This window comes from Lactobacillus sp. B4015, assembly GCF_026536055.1.
GTDB classification, from domain to species: Bacteria; Bacillota; Bacilli; order Lactobacillales; family Lactobacillaceae; genus Lactobacillus; species Lactobacillus panisapium.
In genome coordinates this window covers 229,376-251,735 of sequence record NZ_JAFNOY010000003.1, presented here as the reverse complement: position 1 = coordinate 251,735, position 22,360 = coordinate 229,376, and the positions used below count along the sequence as shown (strand labels likewise).

Genomic DNA, 22,360 nt, shown 5'->3' with positions numbered 1-22,360 from the left:
TCTATGTCAAAATATGCGGAAATGACGCATGATCAAGTAATTGACACCTGTAAAAAATACATGAATGATGAACAAATTGCTTTTGTTGAAAAGGCATATGAATTTGCTGAAAATGCGCATAAAGAGCAAAAACGCGCGTCTGGTCAGCCTTACATTGTGCATCCCACGCAAGTGGCAGGGACCTTGGCCACTCTTGGACTTGACCCAGATACAATAGCTGCCGGCTTTTTACATGACACAGTCGAAGATACGGAAGTAACTAATGACGATATTAAAAATATCTTTGGTAAAGATGTTGCTTTCATTGTTGATGGCGTTACTAAGCTAAATAAATATGAATACAAATCGCACCAAGAGTTCTTAGCTGAAAATCACCGTAAAATGCTCATAGCAATGGCTAAGGATATCCGTGTCATTATGGTCAAGTTAGCTGATAGATTGCATAACATGCACACGCTAGAGCATTTACGGCCGGATAAACAACGACGTATTGCTTCAGAAACAATGGACATTTATGCTCCATTAGCTGATCGATTAGGTATCGGTACTATTAAATGGGAACTGGAAGATCTCAGTTTTCATTATCTTAATCCAAAAGCTTATTACCGAATCGTTAACTTAATGAGCTTAAAAAGAAGCGAACGGGAAAAATATATTCAAGATGCAATTAATACATTAAAAGAAAGTTTAGATGGTTTAGGAATTACTTATGATATTCATGGTCGACCTAAGCATATCTATTCCATTTATAAAAAAATGGTTAATAAGCATAAGGATTTTAATGAAATCTACGATCTCTTAGCGGTTAGGGTAATTGTTAAGACTGTCAAGGATTGTTATGCAGTTTTAGGTGCCGTCCATACTAAGTGGAAGCCGATGCCCGGAAGATTTAAAGATTATATTGCCGTTCCAAAAGTAAACGGTTATCAATCACTTCACACTACAATCATTGGTCCCGGTGGCCGTCCACTTGAAATTCAAATTAGAACAGAACAAATGCATGAAGTGGCGGAATACGGTGTAGCTGCCCACTGGGCATATAAGCGTGGCAATTTCTCAGGAGTTGAGCAAACTTCCTCCAACGAAAAACTTGACATGGTGCGAGAAATTCTTGAATTAAAGGATGAAACACAGGATGCCGACGAATTTATGAAAAGCGTCAAAAGTGAGATCTTCTCTGACCGTGTTTACGTGTTTACGCCTAAAGGTGAGGTCTACGAACTGCCCAAAGGCTCAGTTACGTTGGACTTTGCCTACGAGATTCATACTCAAGTAGGAAGTCACGCAGTTGGCGCTAAAGTGAATGGCAAATTAGTGCCGCTAGACTACAAGTTAAAAAACGGTGATGTCATTGACATTATGACGCAATCCAATGCTAGTCCATCGCGGGATTGGGTGGACATGGTCAAAACTTCACGCGCTCGAAATAAAATCAGGCGCTATTTTAGAAACTTAGACCGAGAGCATAGCATTGAGCAAGGTGAGCAGATGATCGCGGATAATTTACGCGAGCAAAATTTCTCACCTAAGGAATTCATGGATAAAGACCACATCGAGCAACTATTGCAACAATTAAATTATCATACAGCAGATGAATTGTTTGCATCAGTTGGTTTTGGTGATCTTTCGGCCATTAGTGTGGTTAATCGCTTGACTGCCGACATTCGCCATGAGGATGAAAAAAAGCGCCAAAAGCAGCTTGAAGAAGAAATTTTAAATTCAGGACAAAAAGCAGTTTCTGAAACAAATAATAGTAATTCCTCAGCTATGAAAGTTAAACACAAGAATGGCGTGGTGATTCAAGGTATCAGCGATTTAATGCTGCATTTGGCTAAGTGCTGCAATCCAGTTCCTGGAGATAAGATTGTGGGTTATGTTACCAAAGGCCGTGGTGTTACTATTCATCGTAAAGATTGTCGTAATATTATTCATAATGATGCAAGTCAAGGACGCCTAATTGAAGTAGAATGGGAAAATGTTGAAGAAAACAGCGTGCAGGCCTTTAACGCTAATATTGAAGTTTTTGGTTATAACCGCAGTCGTCTATTAAGCGATGTTTTAACTAAATTAAACTCACTAACGCCTAACATCAACAATCTTTCAGGTAAAGTTAATGACGAAAATATTGCTCATATTTATGCAACAGTTGCTGTCAATAATTCTGGTCAACTTGATAGTATTTTAACCAAGTTACGTGATATTCCTGATGTTTATGAAACTAGAAGGGCTGATAATTAATGCGTGTAGTAATTCAAAGAGTAAATTATGCTAACGTTAAAATTGCAAACGAAAATGTTGGTGAAATCAAAAAGGGCCTTCTATTATTAGTTGGCTTAAAAGAAGGCGACGATAGCCAAACGGTGAAAAAAGCTGCTTCTAAGATAGCTAAAATGCGGATTTTCGAAGATCAAGACGGAAAGACTAATTTGGCAATTAAAGATGTTGGCGGCAAAATCTTGAGTGTTAGTCAATTCACTTTACTTGCCGATACTAAGAAAGGTAATCGTCCTAGCTTTATTCAGGCAATGAGACCACCAAAGTCGGATGAGTTATGGCAGGCTTTTAATCATGAACTTGAAAATAATGGCTTGGATGTTGCTACCGGCAAATTTGGTGCCGACATGCAAGTTACTTTAGAAAATGATGGACCTTTTACGATTGTACTTGACTTATAAAAAATTTTAGCCGAAATAACAGTACAGGTTGACTTTTTAAGGTTAAAACTATAAGCTTAAAAAAGAAATTATCAATGACAGAGACTGAAGATTAGCACTTTTTAATAACAGAGAACGTTCATCTTGCTGAAAGAACGGATAAAAAGCTAAACTGTGACCCCTTTACCAGATAATAACCGCATCGCGAGCGTTATTCGCAGCAGGCAAAAGGTGGTACCGTGCTAATTCAGAGCGCCCTTGATTTTATTCAAGGGCGTCTTTTTATTAAAAAGGATGATTAAATGAGAGTTCAAAAACCTAAGGGAACAGTTGATATTCTCCCTGATCAATCAGGATCTTGGGAAAAAGTAGAACAAATTTTACGTGATTTCTTCAAAAGAGCAAATTACCGTGAAATTAGAACCCCTAGTTTTGAAAACTATGAAGTATTTTCACGTTCTAGCGGTGAAACGTCTGATGTAGTTGAAAAAGAAATGTATGATTTCAATGATAAGGGTGGCAGACATATTGCTCTAAGACCTGAAGGAACTGCGGGTGTGGTTCGTGCATATGTTGAAGATAAATTATATGCACCCGAAATGGTCAAGCCACTCAATGTTTATTATCTTGAATCAACATTCCGTTATGAACGGCCACAAGCAGGCCGTCAACGTGAATTTCACCAAATTGGAATTGAAAGTTTTGGTTCCAAAAATCCATTGGCTGATGTTGAAACAATTGTTTTGGCTCATGATTTACTGGCAGAACTTGGGGTAAAAAATTATGAATTACACATTAATACCCTGGGTAATGCTCAGGTTCGAAAAGATTATCATGATGCATTAGTTAACTACTTTAGACCATTAAAAGAGCAATTATCGGATGATTCTAAGCGTCGTTTGGAAAAGAATCCATTGCGGATTTTAGACTCTAAAGACGAACAAGATAAACAATTTTTACCAAATGCTCCTAAAATAATTGATTATCTTAATGATGATGCAAGAAAGAATTTTGACCAAATTACCCAAATGCTCGATCAGCTCGGCATTTCATATACAATCGATAATGATTTGGTTCGCGGGTTAGATTATTATTCAGGAATTATTTTTGAATTCATGGTTGAAGATCCTAGTCTATGGGAATCTGCCACTACAATCTTAGGTGGGGGACGCTATGATAATCTAGTTGAAGAATTTGATGGTCCGGCAACTCCAGCTGTAGGATTTGGTATTGGCGAAGAGCGCTTAATGCTAGTTTTACAAAAGCAGAATCCAGCTCTTTTTGCCGATCAAGGAATCGACTTTTTCATTACCAATATTGGTGACGGAACGGAAATTAAAGCGGTTGAAATAGCGCGCTCTTTACGTAATCAAGGATTTAAGGCCCAATATGATGTTGACCAAAAGAAACTTAAGGCACAGTTTAAAAAGGCCGACCGTGTGCACGCCCAGTTTGTAATCACGTTAGGTGCCAAGGAACTTGCTAACGGAATTTTGAATGTTAAAAGATTAAGTGATGGTAAAACATTAGAATTAAACTTGACCGATGTCGACAATATCAAAGAAGTCATAAAGAAATTAAAGGATTAAACAAAATGGAAAAAAGAACGAATTACTGTGGCAACATTACTGCCGAATATATTGATCAAGAGGTTAACCTATATGGTTGGGTTCAACGTGTTCGTAACTTGGGGAACCTAGTTTTTATTGATCTGCGCGATCGTGAAGGCATTGTCCAAGTTGTGATTAACCATGACTCAGGAAAAAAATTGATGGCAATTGCTGATTCACTGGGTAATGAATACGTTATTCAAGTAAAAGGCAAGGTTGTTAAGCGTTCAAGTGTTAACCCCGAAATGAAGACTGGTGAAGTTGAAGTTGATGCTAGCGAAATTAACATTTTAAATAAGTCACAAAACCCTCCATTTGAAATTAAAGACAATATTGAAGTTGGGGAACAGACTCGGCTGAAATACCGTTATCTGGATTTGCGTCGGCCTAATTTACAAAAAGCAATAATTTTGCGGTCTAAAATTTTGCAAGCTACTCACGAGTATTTTGACGAAAACGGCTTTATTAATATTGAGACACCAGTTTTGGGTAAGTCCTCACCTGAGGGAGCTCGTGACTATTTAGTACCATCGCGTATTTACCCCGGTAGTTTTTATGCTTTACCGCAATCACCACAATTGTTCAAACAGTTATTGATGGGAGCAGGCTTTGATAAGTATTATCAATTAGCAAGATGTTTCAGAGACGAGGATTTGCGTGGGGATCGTCAGCCCGAATTTACGCAAATTGATATGGAAACATCTTTTACCGATGAACAGCAAGTACAAGACTATACTGAAGGACTGCTTAAAAAGATTATGAAGGATGTAATGGGCATTGACTTGAAGACGCCGATTGCACGAATTTCTTGGACCGATTCAATGAATAATTACGGAACAGATAAGCCTGATATCCGTTTTGACATGCTTATTCATGATTTAAGTCCTATTTTCAAGGATAGCGACTTTAAAGTTTTCTCAGGTGCAATTGCTGATGGTGGTTTTGTAAAGGGAATTGCTGTTAAGGGTGGTGCTAAGGCATATTCACGCAAGCAAATTGAAAAGAAACAAGAATATATCAAACGTTTCCATGCAAAAGGTCTTGCCTGGGTTAAATATGAAAATAATGAATTTTCAGGTCCAGTTGCACGCTTTTTAACTACTACGAACCAAGAACAACTTATTAATGAGTTCCAACTCGAAGGTGGCGAGTTGTTAGTCTTTGTAGCTGATAAATGGAAAGTTTGTTGTGACTCACTTGATCATTTACGGCGTGAATTTGCTAAGGAAACTGGAATTATTCCTAAACATGAATTTGATTTTGTTTGGGTAGTTGATTGGCCACTATTTGAATACGATGAAGGTATTGGTAGATGGATTGCTGCTCACCACCCATTTACGATGCCCGATGATGAGGGAATTAAGCTACTTGATACCGATCCACATAAAGCGCATGCTCGCAGTTATGATATCGTTATGAACGGTGATGAACTTGGTGGTGGCTCAATCCGTATTCATAAACGTTCAATTCAAGAAAAAATGTTCAAAGCTTTAGGATTTACCAAGAAACGTGCCTATGAACAATTCGGTTACTTACTCGAAGCTTTAGATATGGGATTCCCACCACATGCAGGTTTGGCGATTGGCTTAGATCGGTTTGCAATGCTTTTAGCAGAAAAAGATAATATTCGAGATGTACTGGCCTTTCCAAAGAATGCCAATGCTTCCGAGCCAATGATGCATGCTCCAGCTCCAGTAGCCGATCAGCAATTAGCTGATTTAGGAATTGAAGTTGAGGAACAATACCAAGAAAGTGTAGCGAAAACTGACGCCAACCTGCAAGAGCAGGCCGTTAAGGATTATGCTGCCCATTCAACTTGGGAAGAAGATTAAATGCAAAAAGATGGAGCAAAAAAGCTTCATCTCTTTATTTTTTAGAAAACATTGTAATTTTAATTGAGGAAAAATTATGTCACAAAAATATCATCGTGCGTTTGGCTGTTATGGAATAATTGGTAATTCAAATGAATTAGTTGTTATCAGAAAAAATGCCGGACCCTACATTAATCGCTATGACTTACCAGGAGGCAGCTTAGAAGATGGGGAAGAGTTAGCTAAAGCCGTTGTTCGTGAAGTTAAGGAAGAAACTGGGCTTGAGGCTCTTCATTTTGACCAAATCGGAGTCACCTCCTTTAGGTATCCGTGGGATTATCAGGAGTGGCATTATAACCAACATATTTGCGTGTTTTATCGGATTACGTCTTTTACAGGAAAACTGCAGCAAAGCGTAGAGCAATTTGCTGGGCAAGATTCACTCGGCGCAGTCAAAGTTCCTTTGGCTAAAATTAATATTCAAAATTCTTCGCCACTTGTTTTAAAGGCAAAAGAATACTTACTTAGACCGAATGAATTTAGTTTACAGGATCAAACTTATACTGATTGGCAAATACTGCAAAAACCGCTATTTTAATAAAAAGGGCAGCTAGCTTTACTAGCTGCCTTTTTTGGTTATTATTTGCTTAAATTATTTAAGAAATTTAATGCTGCATCATAATTAGGTTCATTAGTCATTTCATGAATTAGTTCTTGGTAAAGAACTTTGTTGTCAGCATCAACGATCCAAATACTTCTTGCATCAATTCCAGCAGATTCAACAAAAAGTCCCATCTTCTCACCGAAATCATGACTTTCATCTGACAAAAGTTCCATGTTTTCAACATCTTCGGCTGCACACCAATCTTTTTGTTCAGCTGGCGTGTTTGTTGAAACAGTGTAGAAATTAATGTTTTGATACTTGTCAACTTCACCATTAAAGCGCTTAGTAGAAATGCTGCAAACGCTAGTGTTGATATTAGGCACAACACTAATCAAAGTAGGTTGGTTGATTAGCTCACTCATTTTAACGATTGTACCATCAGCTTTTTTAACTTCAAAATCTGGTAAGTTAGCGCCGACAACAGGTGGTTGACCATTAGTTGTTAAAGGCTCATTTTTCATTGTAATTTTCATTCTTTTAAACCCTTTTCTGATATAAAATAACAATAATACCTTTCTAGTTTAAACTAGAAAGCCTTTAAACCCCAAACGATACGCACTTTAATTATTTAAAGTATCTTTGACGTATTCACTGATCCTAGAAACAGCTAATTTTAGATTTTCATCTGAAGAGGCATAAGAAAGACGAACAAAGCCTTGTCCACCTTTACCAAAGTAGCTTCCCGGAACAACACCAACTTTAGCTTTAACAGCTAAATCTTTAGCAAAAGCAACGTCATCTTGGCCAAATTTGTCTGGTATTTGCGCAAAAACATAAAAAGCACCTTCGGGAGTAGCCATTTTGAACCCATTTTTCTCAAGTCCAGTTTGAACAATATGCAATCTTCTTTCATAAATTGCCCGAGCTTCTACATAATCTTGCTCGCCATTTTCTAACGCTTCAGCTGCTCCGATTTGAACATTATCGGTTACGGAAGTAATCATAAACGAATTTACTTTAATAATTGTTTTCATAATTTCGTTAGGAGCGGCAATGTAGCCAATTCGCCAGCCTGTCATGGCAAAGTTCTTTGATAGACCCGATAACAAAATGGTCCGTTCAGGAATAATTTGTGCTAAGGAATAATGCTTTTTATGGCCATATATTAACTCTGCGTAAATTTCATCACTTAAAGCGAATAAGTTATAGTCACAAATGACTTCAGCTAAATCTGTCAGTTCTTCTTTAGAATAAACACGACCAGTAGGATTGGAGGGATCCGTCATAATGATGGCCTTGGCACCTTTGCCTTCATTCTCCAACGTGTCACACAACATTTCTGGAGAAAGAATAAAATTATTAGCGGAGGTATCGACTTGAACTGCAATTCCACCAGCCATTTCAATAATGCCAAAATAAACGCCCCACACGGGAGTAGGGACAATAATTTTATCACCCGGATTAATAATCGACATTATTGAAACATTTAGTGCTTCTGAAACGCCAACAGTTGCACAGATTTCTCCTTTCGAATCGTAGGAAACACCTAAACTATCATTTAAATATTTGCTAACCGCTTTTAAATATTCTTCTTTTCCTGCTTCGGGTGCGTAATGGGAATCATCACAGGCAATATCATTCATTGCGGCTTTCTTAATATGTTCCGGAGTTTTTAAATCAGGTTCACCGACAGTAAGTTTGATGATTCCAGGAATTTGCGAGATATTGTCGCTGAAAGCACGAATTTCGGATTTTGGTAATTTACTAATTTTCTGATTAATCGTTTTAAATAAACTTTTTGCTAATGTTGGCATAAAAAAAACCTTTCTAGAATTTTTGTACAGATATCATTATAACCTAGTATTTGCGTTGCGAATATTTAAATTAACGTTAATTTATTGAGCTCATAATGAGGTTATTAAAAGAAACTTTGGTATAGTTAAATAAAGAAGGTGAAAATATGGACGAGACAAAGAAAAACGCAAGGTTAAAAGAATTAACCCAAGATCAATATGAAGTAACGCAGCATGCAGCTACCGACTATCCCTTTAAAGGTAAATATGATGATTTTTATCAAAAAGGGATATACGTTGATATTGTGTCAGGTGAGCCACTATTTTCAAGTGAGGATAAATACGACGCGGGTTGTGGCTGGCCTAGTTTTACAAAGCCAATTGAAAAACTGGTATATCATCGTGATCAGTCAATGGGCATGGAAAGGACCGAAGTTAAAAGTCCTGATGCCGATTCTCATCTAGGACATGTTTTTAATGACGGACCAGCCGATCAAGGCGGATTAAGATATTGCATTAATTCGTCGGCTTTAGATTTTATTCCTTATGACCAACTCGATGAAAAGGGTTATGGCGAATTTAAAAAAATCTTTAAATAATAAAAATTATGTAAAATAAAAGCACACCTCAAACGAGGTGTGCTTTTTGGTTAGACAATTTCCTGCTCTTTAAAACTGCCATATACGCGTTCAACTTCGGTAACACTCATGAAAGCGTATGGATCACTCTTTTTGACGATTTGTAAAATATCATACATATCGTAACGATCAATAACAGTTATTAAAACCTTTTTTTCGCTGTGACTGTATGCACCTTCGACATCATGAAAAATGGTAATCCCACGATGCATTTTTTCTTGAATACCATCAATGATTGCTTGTGGTTGATCCGTGACAATAGTTACTTGTAATTTTTGGTGCTGCGTATAGATTGCATCAATCACGCGTCCATTAATAAAAATAGTTAATGCCGAATAGAGTGCTCGATTCCAGCCAAAAGCAAAACCAGCAGCAGCAATAATAACTAGGTTAATTAAAATGCTGACTTTACCGTAGCTTGCACCAGTTTTTCTTCTAATGACAATACCAATAATATCCAAGCCACCAGTTGAAATACCATTTTTTAAAGCAAAACCGGTTCCTAAGCCGTTAATCATTCCACCAAATATTGCACAAACTAACGGATCAACGTGCATGTTGACTGGCTGAATGACGTGCATCATAATTGAACCCAAAATAACGGTTACCACAGTGAAGAAGGTAAACTTATGCCCGATTTTAAACCATGCCAATAATAAAATGGGAAGATTTAATGCGAAGTACATTTCCGAAGTAGACAGCGTAACCGGCAAAAAGCGCTCACTTAACGTATTAATCAATTGAGCAAAACCGGTAATTCCAGACGAATACATATGTCCGGGTCCCCAGAAAAAATTAAGGGCAATGGCGACCGTTAAAGAATAAAAAAATGAGGCAGAAATCTTTGATAATAAACTATAACGCCGATTAAATTTATCGAGTTGATCCATTTATATTTTCCTTTTGCAAAATAGTTGTAAGTAATTTTCTAGCTCTGCATTATACCAAAAAAATAATCAGTCGTTAAACCGATTACCTTTTTGGCGTATATTACATTAAAAATTTATATTAGCCTAAAGTGTATAAACATCTTATATATAAAGAAAAACAATGGTTCAAAAGCACTTAAAAGTTTCTATATGATTGAAGTTGCTTTTTTAATAAGAACTTATCGTAAATACAATAATACAAATGATAACCTAAACAAAATAGTAACTATTTTTGCAAAAAATTATTTATTCTTCCAATGTTTTTTGATAAATTCTTCACGACCGCCAGATTCTTCTAATTGATATCTTAATGGATTCTTCTTATAAAAATCTTGATGATAATCTTCAGCAGGGTAGAAAGGTTTTGCTGGCTCAATTGCTGTAACAATTGGAGCACCAAATCTACCGCTATTTTGTAATTCTTGTTTGGATTTTTCAGCAGCAACTTTTTGACTTGAAGAATTATAAAAAATTACTGGACGATAATTAGCCCCGCGATCCTGAAATTGACCAGAAGCATCGGTTGGATCCGTTACTTGCCAATAGTAGTCTAATAGCTTTTCATAAGGCATTACTTGGGGATCAAAAGTAATTTCAACAGCTTCTGTGTGTCCAGTCCTTCCACTGACTACTTGTTCATAGGTTGGGTTTTCTACTGTGCCACCTGTGTAACCAGAAACCACTTTTTTAATTCCAGGTAAAGAATCAAATGGCTTAACCATACACCAAAAACATCCACCTGCAAAAATTGCAGTATCTAAATTTGACTTATCAGAATTTATTTCTGTCATCTTTTGTCCACCTTCTCGTAAAATTTAACACATATTAATTAAGTGCTTTAAGGTAAGTCTAATTCAGACCTGAGATAACTGCAATTAATCGAACTCTTTCAAGGTTATCTGTTAGATAAAACAATTACTAATCTTCAATCCCTAAATGTTTTAAAATTAGTGCTGCCGTTTCTTCAATTGAGCGGTGAGCCACGTTAATGACATAACATCCCAACTTGTCATATAGCTTTTTAGCAGAATCAAGCTCAGCTTTGATAGCATCGGTATTCGAATAAGTAGTATCTGGGTTTAATCCGTACGAAATCATTCGTTGGCGCCGAATTTCATTTAAAACCGACAGGTCATTAGTTAAACCAATTATTTTCTTAGGATCAACTTTATATATTTCCTTTGGAATATGCGTGTCGGGAACTAGAGGCAAGTTTGCGACTTTTAAGTTCTTGTTAGCTAAAAACAATGATAATGGGGTTTTAGAGGTTCGTGAGACTCCTAGTAAGACCACATCAGCTTCAAGAAAGCCTTTTGGATCTTTGCCATCATCGTACATTACTGCAAATTCCATCGCCGAAATACGGTCAAAATATTTTTGGTTCATTTTATGCTGGGCACCAATTTTCATTTGCGGCCGCATACCGGTAGTTTTTTGAATTGCTTCCATTGCAGGGGAGAGAACGTCAACGCTCTCAATATGATGCTCACGCACGAACCGTATTACTGGAATTTGCATTTCATCCTTAGCCAAACTGTAGATAATAATTAAATTAGGGTAATTTTCTACCTCTTGGAAAGTTTCCTCTAATTTTTCTTTATTAATGATAAATGGGTAACGCCGATAATTAATTTGTGCATCGGGGAACTGTGCAGCTGCAGCAACAGCATTGTTAAAAGCAGTATCACCAGCCGAATCCGAAATAATTACTATGTTGACTTCTTTTTTTGGTGTTTCTTCAACCATTATTAGCTCCTTTTTTTCTCTAATTATACAATTTAAGCACCCTCATTAACAGATTTGAAATAAAAAATAGTCTGACGCACAAATTTTTTTGAAAAATATTGTACGTATGTATTGACCGATTAATATGGTTTGATATAATTTATATAAATGCATGACGGTTACGTCAAGAAATGGAAGGAGGGATCACATATGGCCAAGACAGTCGTTCACGAAAACGAGTCTATTGATGATGCTCTTCGTCGTTTTAAACGTTCCGTTTCAAGAAGTGGTACTTTGCAAGAATATCGTAAGCGCGAATTCTATGAAAAACCTAGTGTCCGCAGAAAGCTGAAATCAGAAGCAGCTCGGAAGCGTAGACATTATTAATGGATTTGAAAAGACACCTATCAATTGTGGTAGGTGTCTTTTTTAACATTAGTTATTTTTTTGCCAATCTAGTTCAGGAATTTGGTATAATTTATCTAGGTTTTAATTAGAAAGAGGGAGTTACTTTGAGTTTATCTGAACAAATTATGTCTGATATGAAAGAAGCAATGAAGGCACGTGATAAAGTGAAGCTTAACACTGTGCGAATGATTAAGTCTGCTTTAATGAATGAAAAGATTAAAGTAGGACATGAATTGAATTCCGATGAGGAACTAACCGTTCTTAACCGCGAAAAAAAGCAGCGTGAAGAATCAATTGCCGAATTTGCCAAAGCTAATCGTGATGACTTAGCTGATGAAACTAAAAAAGAACTGGCTGTTGTTGAGAGTTACTTGCCAAAGCAGCTTTCCGATGATGAATTAAGCGAAATAGTTACTTCAACAATTAAAGAAGTTGGTGCTACTGGAAAAGCAGATTTTGGTAAAGTAATGAAAGCAGTGATGCCAAAAATCAAGGGTAGAGCCGACGGTAAAGCAGCTTCTGACGCGGTACGCAGTCAGCTTGGTTAATTAAGAAAAGGAGCATGGATATTTGGTTCAAACCACTTTTATTCCAAAAAATCCAGAAAACATTCAAAAGCTTGTTGGGGTTAATGATAGCAACTTAACTCTTTTAGCCGAAGGCTATGATGTCAATGTTACTGACACTGGCAGTGAAATTATTATTGAGGGTGCTAATCAAGACGCTAATACTAAGAAAGTATTGGCTGTTTTAAAGGCACTTGATAATGTTGTCAGTGCCAATATTAATATCGGAGCTACCGATGTCGTCAGTGCGATGAAAATGGCTGACAAAGGAACAACAGAGTATTTTCCTGACCTGTATAAAAAGATTTTAATTCGTGATGCTAAAGGCAAACCGATTAGAGTCAAAAATATGGGACAAAAGAAGTACGTTGAAGCAATCGCCAAAAATGATGTTGTATTTGGTATCGGACCTGCTGGTACTGGTAAAACGTTTTTGGCTGTTGTTTGTGCAATAGCAGCTTTTAAAAAAGGTGAGGTTTCTAGGATAGTTCTTACTAGGCCTGCTGTCGAAGCTGGCGAGTCACTGGGATTTTTGCCCGGCGATTTAAAAGAAAAAGTAGATCCGTATTTGCGACCAATCTATGATTCTCTATATTCTATATTAGGAACAAACACAACTGGTCATTTGATGGAGCGCGGAGTAATTGAAGTTGCCCCCTTAGCATATATGCGAGGACGGACTCTGGATGATGCTTTTGTAATTCTAGACGAAGCACAAAACACCACCGATGCGCAGATGAAAATGTTTCTAACTCGGTTAGGCTTTAATTCCAAAATGATAGTTAATGGTGATATGACCCAGGTAGATTTACCTGGACGTCAGCGTAGCGGATTAATTGACGCGCAACACATTTTGAAGGGAATTGAACAGATTAAATTTATTCAGTTTTCCGCTAATGATGTTGTTCGTCACCCGGTAGTTGCCAAAATTATCAATGCTTATGAAAAGGAAGATGAACGAAATTAATGACACCAATCGAAATCACTTACAATGATGAAGTCGGTTTTTTAGAAAATAACGACCAAAATTGGCAAGATTGGATTGCTAAACTGCTTTTACTTGCTAAAAATGAAATTGGCAAGAAAAATAATTTGGAAATGAGCATTAATTTCGTTGACGAAGAACGTAGTCAAAAAATTAATGCCGAGTATCGTGAAAAAGATCGGCCAACGGATGTCATTTCTTTTGCAATTGAAGATGGCGATGACATGCTTGATTTTGCTGTTTTTGCAGCTGATCCAACTTTTCAAGAGGATATTGGCGATTTATTTATGTGTCCAAGGGTCATAAAGCGTCATAGTGAAGAATATGGTACTGGTTGGGAACGTGAATTTGGCTACACACTAGTCCATGGTTTTTTACATTTAAACGGCTACGATCATATTGATCCAAAAGAGGCTAAAGAAATGTTTGGGATTCAAGGTAAAGTTTTGGAAGACTATGGTTTACCGCTTTATCCTGATCAATTAGATAAAGGCAGAGGAAAATAATGTCTGAAGAAAAGAAAAATAAATCTGGTTTTGTTGCGTTACTTGGCCGTCCCAATGTTGGTAAATCGACTCTAATGAATTTTTTAGTTGGACAAAAAGTAGCAATTACTTCTAATAAGCCGCAAACTACGCGAAATAAAATATCCGGCATATATACTACCAACGATATGCAAGTTGTTTTTGTCGATACGCCTGGAATTTTTAAGCCTCATGTTGAGTTAGATGATTACATGGATAAAGCCAGTGTCTCTAGTTTAAATGAGGTCGATTTGATTTTATTTATGGTTGAACCTGAAAAAATGGGTAAGGGTGACCAGTACATTATCGAATTATTGAAAAAGGTTACGGTACCCGTATTTTTAGTGATTAACAAGGTCGATCAGGTTAACCCTAATGAATTATTGCCGATCATTGATGACTATCGTCAATTAGGAATTTTCAAGGAATACCTGCCGATTTCTGCTACGCAAGGTATTGGTATTACGGATTTAAATAAAGTTCTTTATGACTATTTGCCAGAAGGTCCTGCGTATTATGATCCTGATCAAATTACTGATCGCCCAGAATACTTTATGGTGGCAGAGTTGATCCGAGAGCAAATCTTGCAGCTTACTGCTGAAGAAGTACCTCATGCTGCGGCTGTTTGGGTTGAACAGATGAATAAGCATGAAAATAATAAACTCCAAATTGAAGCAACTATTTACGTCGAAAAAAGCGGCCAAAAAGGAATTATTATTGGTAAAAATGGCAGTATGCTTAAGAAGATTGGTATTAATTCACGTAAGCAAATTGAAGACTTACTCGGTGAAAAGGTAAACTTACATCTTTGGGTAAAAGTTCAACGTAACTGGCGCTCTGATCCAAGATTTTTGAAACAAATTGGGTATAACACCAAGGATTTAACTTAAAATGGCGCGCGAGCTGAAAGAAGTTCAAGGAATTATTTTTAAACGACAAAAATTTCATGAAGCTGATTTACTAGCTAAAATCGTGACGCAAAAAAATGGCATTATTACGATGATTGCTCGCGGAGCGTTGAGGCCAAAATCAAAATTAGGGGCAAGTCTGCTTAATTTTTCATTTGGTACTTACGTCATCTATTCTTCTGGTCAAGGATTAAGTAACTTACGGACGTATAAGAATGTTAAGCAATTTGATGGCATTTTTAATGATTTAACCAAAAATGCTTATGCTTCATTTATTTTAGATTTAGCCGACCACGCTTTTATTGAATACCAAAACATTGGTAAATATTACGATTTGCTTTTTTATACTCTTCAAAAAATTGATGCTGGAACAGACCCTGAAATGATCACTCAAATGGTGCAAATGCAGCTATTAGCCGCTTATGGAGTTGCACCAGAACTGCGGCACTGTGTAATTTGCGGCAAGCAACAAGGCGAATTCGATTATTCAATTAAACAGGGTGGCATCTTATGCAGTCAGCACTTTTACGTAGATTCTGCCCGTCTTCATTTATTACCGAAAGAAACTGCCGTTTTGCGTACAATTGCTCTTTTACCTTTTGAGCGTTTGGGAACAGTAAAAATTAATTCTGCTACCAAGAAAGCTACCCGTAAAGCAATCGATCGCATTTACCAAGAAACGATTGACCTTAATTTAAAAACGAAAAAATTCCTTGATGAGTTGAATTTATCCATGTAAAGCTTTAGGTTAAATTGTTATTATGGTAAAATATTAGTGTGTTTTGATAAAGATGAGGATCAGAGAAAGTACCAGTAAAGCGAGTGTCGGACGGTGCAAGGACATCTGGGAAAAGGCACCTCTAGTCAATCTAATTAAGAGCAGGGAATAATTATTAATTTTCCTGAATTAGGGTGGAACCGCGATTTAATCGTCCCTATGCAAGTTTTGCATAGGCTTTTTTTATGGCCTAATGCAGGGAGGAACAGAAATGGCAAAGAAAAAACTGACAATTCAAAATATGATTTTTAAACTTGAAGAATTTTGGTCTTCAAAGGGCTGTATGGTTATGCCATCATACGATGTTGAAAAAGGGGCAGGAACGATGAGCCCGTACACATTCTTACGAGCTGTGGGACCAGAACCTTGGGCTGCTTGTTACGTTGAGCCTTCAAGACGCCCAGCTGATGGCCGTTATGGAGATAATCCCAATCGGCTTTTCCAACACCACCAATTTCAAGTGGTCATTAAACCTGCTCCAACCGATATTCAGCAATATTATCTTGATAGCTTAAAAGTTTTAGGCATTAATCCGCTTGAACACGATATCAGGTTTGTCGAGGATAACTGGGAGAATCCATCAATGGGTTGTGCCGGTGTCGGTTGGGAAGTTTGGCTAGACGGAATGGAAGTAAGCCAATTTACTTATTTCCAAACGGTCGGCGAACTTGACGTAAAGCCAACGATGAGTGAAATCACTTATGGTGTTGAACGATTAGCTTCCTATATTCAAGACGTTAACTCTGTTTTTGACTTGGAATGGGGTAACGGAGTTTACTATCGTGATATCTTTAAAGAAGCCGAGTATGAAAATTCAAAATATGCCTTTGAAGAATCTAATCAAGAAGATTTATTGAAATTCTTTGATGTCTACGAAAGAACTGCTAAAGAACTAATTGGGTTAAACCTAGTTCAACCAGCTTACGACTACATCTTGAAATGTTCACACACTTTTAACTTACTTGATGCACGCGGAGCAGTTTCTGTTACTGAACGTGCTGGTTATTTAGCAAGAATTAGAAGTATGGCACATGAAATAGCTACCTGCTTTGTAGAAGAGCGTGAAAAGAGAGGCTTTCCTTTGTTAAAGAATGCAGAAGATAAGAATGCGGGGCTTGAAGATGACTAAAGATTATTTATTTGAAATCGGTACTGAGGAAATGCCTGCGCACGTTGTTTCGCGTAGCGTTAAGCAACTTGCCGAAAGAACCGAAAAATTCTTAAAAGAAAATGGTTTAAAATTCAAAAACGTAAAAACTTTTTCTACTCCTCGTCGACTAACAATCCTAGTTGAAGAATTAGCTGAAAAGCAAGATGATATCGATGAGATAAAAAAAGGGCCAGCCAAAAAGATTGCCTTGGATAAAGACAAAAATTGGACGAAAGCGGCTGAAGGTTTTGCGCGTGGCCAAGGAATGTCAACTGACGATATCTACTTCGAAGAACTTAAGGGAACCGAGTATGCATACGTTCACGTTCAAAAAGAAGGTAAAAAAGCAGCTGATATCCTTTTAGGCATGAGCGACATTATCAAAGCAATGACCTTCCCGACAAAAATGCGGTGGGATTCACACGACTTTGAATTTGTTCGTCCAATTCACTGGTTAGTTTCCTTATTTGGTAGCGATGTTATTCCTGTCAAAATTTTAGATATTACAGCTGGTCGTAAAACAGAGGGGCACCGCTTCTTGGGCGACTCAGTGGTGCTTGCAAACACTGCTGATTATGAGGATGCTTTAAAAGATCAATTTGTAATCGTTGATGCAAAAAAGCGTAAAGAAATGATTGTTGATCAAATGAATCAGCTGGTTAAAGAAAATAATTGGCAAATCAAAATGGACCAAAATCTGTTAGAAGAGGTTACAAATTTAGTTGAATATCCAACTGTTTTTGCCGGTTCATTTGACAAAAAATATTTAGAAATGCCACAAGAAGTCTTAATTACTTCAATGAAAGATAATCAGCGCTATTTTGAAGTTTATGATCAAGACAGTCATTTAATCAACCACTTTATTTCTGTCAGAAATGGTAATAAAGACTACTTAGAAAATGTTGTTTCTGGTAATGAAAAAGTGTTGGTTGCTCGTTTAGATGATGCCCAATTCTTTTATGATGAAGACCGCAAATACCCGTTGAGTCATTTTGTAAATAAATTAAAGAACGTTTCTTTCCATGATAAGATTGGCTCAATGGCAGAAAAAACTGTTCGGGTTCGGATCATTGGTGATTTGCTTGCTAAGCGGTGGAAGTTAGACGAACAAACGGTTAAGGATTTTGATCGGGCAAGTGAACTGTATAAATTTGACTTAGTAACCCAAATGGTTGGTGAATTTGCTGAACTTCAGGGAATTATGGGGATGCATTACGCTAAACTTGCTGGTGAAAAAGATGATGTTGCCGTTGCAATCAAGGAACATTACATGCCGACAACTTCCGAAGGTAAATTACCTGAAACTACAGTTGGCTCCTTATTGTCAGTTGCAGATAAGCTTGATACCATCATCACCTTTTTTGCCGTTGGCATGATACCAAGTTCTTCAAATGACCCATATGCTCTTCGCCGTTATGCATACGGTATCGTACGAATTTTGTTGAAGCAAAAATGGTCTCTGCCATTTAAAGAAGTTTTACCTGAAATTGTTAGTGCTCTTGACGATAAGACTCCAGCTAAATTACCAAAAACAGCTGAACAAGACGAAGAAATTGCAGCCTTTATCCGTGATCGAATTAAGCAATATTTGCAGAAAAATAACTTTAAGTACGACATTATTGATGCAGTTCTTGCTTCCAGCCAACAAGATCCAATTCAGATCTTGGCAGCTGCTAATGTTTTGCAACTGCACCATGATGATGATAAATTTAAACCAGTGGTTGAAAGTCTAATCAGAATTAAGAATATTCTGAAAAAAGCCAAGTACAAGGGTAAGAATGCAGTTAATCCCGATTTATTTGCTAATGAGAGCGAGCAAGAATTATATGCTGGCGTTAATGCACTAAAAGATATTTCTAACTTAACTGATTTGTATGACGGTTTTGTTAAATTACAACCAGTTATTGACCGCTACTTCGAGACTAATATGATTTTAGATAAAAACGAAGAAATTAAAAATAACCGGTTAAACCAATTAAGTGCAGTTGCTGAATTAGCCGATAACTTGGGTGATTTGAGTAAATTAGTAATTAAATAAATAGATTAAAAAAGCGGGTGAAAAAATGGCTGGCTTAATACCTGAGGAAACCATTGCCAAAGTTCGCGATAATGTCAATATCGTTAACGTGATTAGCCAGTATGTTTCTCTTGAAAAGAAAGGGAAAGATTATGTCGGACTATGTCCTTTTCATGAAGAAAAAACGCCTTCTTTTACCGTTAATGAGGGAAAGCAATTTTTTAAGTGTTTTGGTTGTGGCAAAGGTGGCAATGTTTTTACCTTTTTAATGGAAAAGGAAAACCTGACTTTTCCTGAAAGTGTTCAAAAGGTAGCTGAGATTGCTCATATTGATGTTGGTGAGTTTACCAACAAAACACCAAAATATTCCAACATTTTAATTAAAATAAATGAGGAAGCAGCGGATTTTTATCATCGCGTTTTGTTGTCAACCAATGCAGGTAAACGGGGATTAGATTATGCCCATCAACGTGGACTGACTGAAGAAATTATTGATCATTTTCGGATTGGGTATGCACCAAAGCAAAATAATCTGCTGTTAACTTACCTTCGAGGACATGATTACCAAGATCAGGATTTAATTGCGAGTGGCTTATTTGTTCAGGGACAAAGTGGGGAACTATTCGACCGTTTTCGTGACCGCTTAATGTTTACCTTAACAAATGAGGGCGACTATGCAGTTGGTTTTTCTGGTAGAAGGCTATCTAATGATAAAACCGAAGCCAAGTATATGAATAGTCCGGAAACAAAGGTTTTTGAAAAATCAAACGTACTTTTTCATTTTGCTGAAGCCAAAAAAGCAGCAAGAGCTGAAGGACATTTAGTATTATACGAAGGATACATGGATGTAATTGCTGCCTATCAAGCTGGTGTTAAATCAGGAATTGCTTCTATGGGGACAAGCCTAACCGAGCAGCAGGTTTACATGCTTAAGCGTATTACCAAAAACATTATCATCAATTATGATGGTGATGATCCTGGAGTTCATGCTGAAGAACGTGCTACTAAGCTATTTGAAAAAGCAGGTGGTTTTAATCTTGGTGTCGTCGTTCTTCCCGAGAAGTTGGATCCAGATGAGTATGTCAAAAAATACGGTGTAGAAAAATATCGTGACGAAATCAAAGGCGCTTTAACGCCAACCGATTTTTACTTAAAGCGGCTGGCTAAAAAATATAATTTGAGTAACGATCGCGAAAAATTATTATATTTAGACGAAGCGGTTCGAGAGATTGCACAATTATCTAATCCTGTAGAACAAGACCTCTATTTAGAAAAAATTGCACGGCAGCAACGAGTCTCGCTTGATTCTTTAAAAGTAAATTTGGTTAAATATCGCCGGCAGTTTAATGCTGCTCAGCAACATAAAGGTAATCAAAGTATGGTGAGCGCTGAACAGGATGCGCCACCTGAAATAGTAGCTGATACTTCACCGGCTAATGATCCGGTACAAACGAGACTTTTATATTTATTTATTCATTCAGAACACGCTCGTGATTACTTACTGGAAAATAAGTTTTTATTTCCAGATCAAAATTACCAAAAATTAGCGGAATTATGGTTAAATTTTAGTGAAACCCAAGAAAAACCGACAGTGAATAGTTTTTTAAATTTTATTCCTAGTCAACTTCAAGGTATAATAGTAAATGCTGAAATGACAGACATGCCCCAGGATTTTTCTGATCGTGAACTTAGTGAGCAAATTCGTGCACTGCAAATGCGGCAATTGAATGATCAGCTGCATGATTTGATGAATAATCTTCAGGATGCCAAGCGCAAAATGGACTCTGATGAAATTATTACAATCACACAAAAGATTTTACAATTAAAAAGAATCCAGGGTTAAAGGGGGGCTTACAGTGGTAGAAAAGAAAAGCACTAGCAAAAATGAACAACCATCTTTAGATAAAGTCGTTAGAGATGTTGTTAAAGCTGTAAAAAAGGAAAAATCAATTACAGAAAATGAGTTTGTTGATCGTCTAGTTAAGCCCTATAAACTGCAGGGCAAAGCAGTGGATCAATTAGTTCAAGAATTCGAAGATAACGGCATTAGCATTGTAGACGATAAAGGTGAACCATCTAAACTAGCTCTGAAAAAGCAAAAGGATGTTGAAAAAGCTGAACTGAAGGATATGTCTGCACCATCTAGTGTTAGAATGAATGATCCGGTTCGGATGTATTTAAAGGAAATCGGTCGTGTTCCGCTTTTAAATGCCGATCAAGAAATTGCTTTGGCCAAAAGAATTGAAAAAGGCGATGAAGAGGCAAAACAAGAATTAGCTGAAGCTAACCTTCGTTTAGTTGTTTCAATCGCTAAGCGTTATGTTGGTCGAGGAATGTCGTTTCTTGACTTAATTCAAGAAGGTAACATGGGGTTGATGAAGGCCGTCGATAAGTTTGATTATAGCCTTGGTTTCAAATTTTCAACCTATGCTACTTGGTGGATTAGGCAGGCAATTACTCGTGCGATTGCTGATCAAGCTAGAACTATCAGAATTCCTGTTCATATGGTTGAAACCATCAATAAACTGATTAGAATTCAAAGACAATTACTTCAAGACTTAGGACGTGAACCGACTCCTGAAGAAATTGGTGCAGAAATGGATATGCCGACGAGTAAAGTGCGTGACATCCTAAAGATTGCCCAAGAACCAGTTTCTCTTGAAACTCCTATTGGTGAAGAAGACGATTCTCATTTAGGTGATTTCATCAAGGATAAAGATGCCACTAGTCCTGAGCAGCATGCTTCGTATGAAATGCTGAAAGAACAACTTGAAGAGGTCTTGGACACTTTGACTGATCGTGAAGAAAATGTTTTACGATTACGTTTTGGCCTTGATGATGGTCGGACTAGAACTTTAGAAGAAGTTGGTAAAGTCTTTGGTGTAACCAGGGAACGAATTAGGCAGATTGAAGCAAAAGCTTTGCGGAAATTACGTCATCCAAGTCGTTCTAACCAACTACGCGACTTCTTGGACTAAAACTGATTAAATTAATGTGTTAAAGTGATATTTTCTCTTAACAAGGAAATATCACTTTTTTGTTTACCAGAATATTTGATTCTCCTTGATTTAAATAAAAAATTTTATCAAGTAAAAATAAGGGGAGGGACTGTATAAAAAATGTGAAATTAGAATTAATTTCACCAGTTCATAATATAGGAGTATTTAACTGACTATTAAAGACCATTGCTACTCATGATGGACACCTTGCTGAAAAGGTAGTTAGTAATTTGCACAAAATAGCCTGTTTGTCGCTTACAT

21 protein-coding genes are annotated in these 22,360 nt (G+C 37.0%); 16 read left to right on the top strand and 5 right to left on the bottom strand.

The genetic code is table 11. The features are described 5' to 3' along the window. Positions 1-3: 3 nt before the first annotated feature. From J3U71_RS04475 to J3U71_RS04455, 5 genes are all read left to right on the top strand, one after another. Complete coding sequence (locus tag J3U71_RS04475; protein ID WP_267392641.1) at positions 4-2,238, top strand: RelA/SpoT family protein; 2,235 nt, start codon at positions 4-6, stop codon at positions 2,236-2,238. Next, entirely contained in the window at positions 2,238-2,675 is a 438-nt protein-coding gene (gene dtd / locus J3U71_RS04470; protein WP_220219702.1) for a D-aminoacyl-tRNA deacylase, read from the top strand. The genes J3U71_RS04475 and dtd overlap by 1 nt, the downstream gene beginning before the upstream one ends. 281 nt (positions 2,676-2,956) lie before the next feature. Further along, a complete protein-coding gene (gene hisS, locus J3U71_RS04465; RefSeq protein WP_220268007.1) occupies positions 2,957-4,243 on the top strand; it encodes a histidine--tRNA ligase in 1,287 nt (428 codons plus the stop codon). Between the two features lie 5 nt (positions 4,244-4,248). Continuing rightward, positions 4,249-6,096, top strand: coding sequence for an aspartate--tRNA ligase (gene aspS, locus J3U71_RS04460; RefSeq protein WP_267392642.1), 1,848 nt, complete (start codon positions 4,249-4,251; stop codon positions 6,094-6,096). A gap of 76 nt (positions 6,097-6,172) precedes the next feature. Continuing rightward, positions 6,173-6,673: an NUDIX hydrolase gene (locus J3U71_RS04455; RefSeq protein ID WP_103751669.1), complete on the top strand. Its 501-nt coding sequence runs from the start codon at positions 6,173-6,175 to the stop codon at positions 6,671-6,673. 41 nt (positions 6,674-6,714) lie between these two features. On the opposite strand, the gene tpx is transcribed toward J3U71_RS04455, so the two are convergent. Continuing rightward, positions 6,715-7,212 carry a thiol peroxidase gene (tpx, locus tag J3U71_RS04450; protein WP_220268005.1) on the bottom strand — a complete coding sequence of 166 codons (498 nt, stop codon included), beginning with the start codon at positions 7,210-7,212 and terminating at the stop codon, positions 6,715-6,717. 87 nt (positions 7,213-7,299) lie between these two features. Next, positions 7,300-8,493, bottom strand: a complete 1,194-nt coding sequence (locus J3U71_RS04445) for an aminotransferase class I/II-fold pyridoxal phosphate-dependent enzyme (protein WP_220268004.1) — start codon at positions 8,491-8,493, stop codon at positions 7,300-7,302. Positions 8,494-8,639: 146 nt separating this feature from the next. Here J3U71_RS04445 and msrB point away from each other — a divergent pair, with 146 nt between their 5' ends. Then, positions 8,640-9,071 carry a peptide-methionine (R)-S-oxide reductase MsrB gene (gene msrB, locus J3U71_RS04440; RefSeq protein WP_220268003.1) on the top strand — a complete coding sequence of 144 codons (432 nt, stop codon included), beginning with the start codon at positions 8,640-8,642 and terminating at the stop codon, positions 9,069-9,071. Positions 9,072-9,121: 50 nt separating this feature from the next. Here the strand turns inward: msrB and J3U71_RS04435 are convergent, their stop codons facing one another. The 3 genes from J3U71_RS04435 to J3U71_RS04425 form a co-directional block, all read right to left on the bottom strand. After that, positions 9,122-10,000, bottom strand: a complete 879-nt coding sequence (locus J3U71_RS04435; RefSeq protein ID WP_220268002.1) for a YitT family protein — start codon at positions 9,998-10,000, stop codon at positions 9,122-9,124. Between the two features lie 281 nt (positions 10,001-10,281). Continuing rightward, positions 10,282-10,830 (bottom strand): peptide-methionine (S)-S-oxide reductase MsrA, encoded by a 549-nt coding sequence (msrA, locus tag J3U71_RS04430; protein ID WP_267392643.1) that lies wholly within the window; start codon positions 10,828-10,830, stop codon positions 10,282-10,284. 127 nt (positions 10,831-10,957) lie between these two features. Further along, positions 10,958-11,785 (bottom strand): pyruvate, water dikinase regulatory protein, encoded by an 828-nt coding sequence (locus J3U71_RS04425; RefSeq protein ID WP_103751663.1) that lies wholly within the window; start codon positions 11,783-11,785, stop codon positions 10,958-10,960. 189 nt (positions 11,786-11,974) lie between these two features. On the opposite strand from J3U71_RS04425, the gene rpsU reads away from it, so the two are divergent. From rpsU to rpoD, 10 genes are all read left to right on the top strand, one after another. Then, the gene (gene rpsU / locus J3U71_RS04420) at positions 11,975-12,151 is read left to right on the top strand and encodes a 30S ribosomal protein S21 (RefSeq protein WP_009560161.1); all 177 of its coding nucleotides are present in this window, start codon (positions 11,975-11,977) and stop codon (positions 12,149-12,151) included. Positions 12,152-12,276: 125 nt separating this feature from the next. Then, on the top strand, positions 12,277-12,720 hold the full coding sequence (locus J3U71_RS04415) for a GatB/YqeY domain-containing protein (RefSeq protein WP_103751662.1): 444 nt from the start codon (positions 12,277-12,279) through the stop codon (positions 12,718-12,720). Positions 12,721-12,742: 22 nt separating this feature from the next. Continuing rightward, positions 12,743-13,705: a PhoH family protein gene (locus J3U71_RS04410; RefSeq protein ID WP_267392644.1), complete on the top strand. Its 963-nt coding sequence runs from the start codon at positions 12,743-12,745 to the stop codon at positions 13,703-13,705. Further along, entirely contained in the window at positions 13,705-14,229 is a 525-nt protein-coding gene (gene ybeY, locus J3U71_RS04405; RefSeq protein ID WP_267392645.1) for an rRNA maturation RNase YbeY, read from the top strand. The genes J3U71_RS04410 and ybeY overlap by 1 nt, the downstream gene beginning before the upstream one ends. Then, complete coding sequence (era, locus tag J3U71_RS04400; protein ID WP_267385552.1) at positions 14,229-15,137, top strand: GTPase Era; 909 nt, start codon at positions 14,229-14,231, stop codon at positions 15,135-15,137. The genes ybeY and era overlap by 1 nt, the downstream gene beginning before the upstream one ends. A 1-nt stretch (position 15,138) precedes the next feature. Continuing rightward, positions 15,139-15,894 carry a DNA repair protein RecO gene (gene recO, locus J3U71_RS04395; RefSeq protein ID WP_267392646.1) on the top strand — a complete coding sequence of 252 codons (756 nt, stop codon included), beginning with the start codon at positions 15,139-15,141 and terminating at the stop codon, positions 15,892-15,894. Positions 15,895-16,144: 250 nt separating this feature from the next. After that, positions 16,145-17,062: a glycine--tRNA ligase subunit alpha gene (gene glyQ, locus J3U71_RS04390; protein WP_220219692.1), complete on the top strand. Its 918-nt coding sequence runs from the start codon at positions 16,145-16,147 to the stop codon at positions 17,060-17,062. After that, on the top strand, positions 17,055-19,121 hold the full coding sequence (glyS, locus tag J3U71_RS04385; RefSeq protein WP_267392781.1) for a glycine--tRNA ligase subunit beta: 2,067 nt from the start codon (positions 17,055-17,057) through the stop codon (positions 19,119-19,121). The genes glyQ and glyS overlap by 8 nt, the downstream gene beginning before the upstream one ends. A gap of 25 nt (positions 19,122-19,146) precedes the next feature. Next, positions 19,147-20,943: a DNA primase gene (dnaG, locus tag J3U71_RS04380; protein WP_267392647.1), complete on the top strand. Its 1,797-nt coding sequence runs from the start codon at positions 19,147-19,149 to the stop codon at positions 20,941-20,943. Between the two features lie 13 nt (positions 20,944-20,956). Then, positions 20,957-22,078, top strand: coding sequence for an RNA polymerase sigma factor RpoD (rpoD, locus tag J3U71_RS04375; protein WP_220219689.1), 1,122 nt, complete (start codon positions 20,957-20,959; stop codon positions 22,076-22,078). The last annotated feature ends 282 nt before the right edge of the window (positions 22,079-22,360 follow it).

Excerpts from the sequence above, each read along its gene's own strand:
- J3U71_RS04475 (WP_267392641.1), top strand. The coding sequence starts at position 4 with ATGTCAAAATATGCGGAAATGACGCATGATCAAGTAATTGACACCTGT.
- dtd (WP_220219702.1), top strand. The coding sequence starts at position 2,238 with ATGCGTGTAGTAATTCAAAGAGTAAATTATGCTAACGTTAAAATTGCA.
- hisS (WP_220268007.1), top strand. The coding sequence starts at position 2,957 with ATGAGAGTTCAAAAACCTAAGGGAACAGTTGATATTCTCCCTGATCAA.
- aspS (WP_267392642.1), top strand. The coding sequence starts at position 4,249 with ATGGAAAAAAGAACGAATTACTGTGGCAACATTACTGCCGAATATATT.
- J3U71_RS04455 (WP_103751669.1), top strand. The coding sequence starts at position 6,173 with ATGTCACAAAAATATCATCGTGCGTTTGGCTGTTATGGAATAATTGGT.
- tpx (WP_220268005.1), bottom strand. The coding sequence starts at position 7,212 with ATGAAAATTACAATGAAAAATGAGCCTTTAACAACTAATGGTCAACCA.
- J3U71_RS04445 (WP_220268004.1), bottom strand. The coding sequence starts at position 8,493 with ATGCCAACATTAGCAAAAAGTTTATTTAAAACGATTAATCAGAAAATT.
- msrB (WP_220268003.1), top strand. The coding sequence starts at position 8,640 with ATGGACGAGACAAAGAAAAACGCAAGGTTAAAAGAATTAACCCAAGAT.
- J3U71_RS04435 (WP_220268002.1), bottom strand. The coding sequence starts at position 10,000 with ATGGATCAACTCGATAAATTTAATCGGCGTTATAGTTTATTATCAAAG.
- msrA (WP_267392643.1), bottom strand. The coding sequence starts at position 10,830 with ATGACAGAAATAAATTCTGATAAGTCAAATTTAGATACTGCAATTTTT.
- J3U71_RS04425 (WP_103751663.1), bottom strand. The coding sequence starts at position 11,785 with ATGGTTGAAGAAACACCAAAAAAAGAAGTCAACATAGTAATTATTTCG.
- rpsU (WP_009560161.1), top strand. The coding sequence starts at position 11,975 with ATGGCCAAGACAGTCGTTCACGAAAACGAGTCTATTGATGATGCTCTT.
- ybeY (WP_267392645.1), top strand. The coding sequence starts at position 13,705 with ATGACACCAATCGAAATCACTTACAATGATGAAGTCGGTTTTTTAGAA.
- era (WP_267385552.1), top strand. The coding sequence starts at position 14,229 with ATGTCTGAAGAAAAGAAAAATAAATCTGGTTTTGTTGCGTTACTTGGC.
- recO (WP_267392646.1), top strand. The coding sequence starts at position 15,139 with ATGGCGCGCGAGCTGAAAGAAGTTCAAGGAATTATTTTTAAACGACAA.
- glyQ (WP_220219692.1), top strand. The coding sequence starts at position 16,145 with ATGGCAAAGAAAAAACTGACAATTCAAAATATGATTTTTAAACTTGAA.
- glyS (WP_267392781.1), top strand. The coding sequence starts at position 17,055 with ATGACTAAAGATTATTTATTTGAAATCGGTACTGAGGAAATGCCTGCG.
- dnaG (WP_267392647.1), top strand. The coding sequence starts at position 19,147 with ATGGCTGGCTTAATACCTGAGGAAACCATTGCCAAAGTTCGCGATAAT.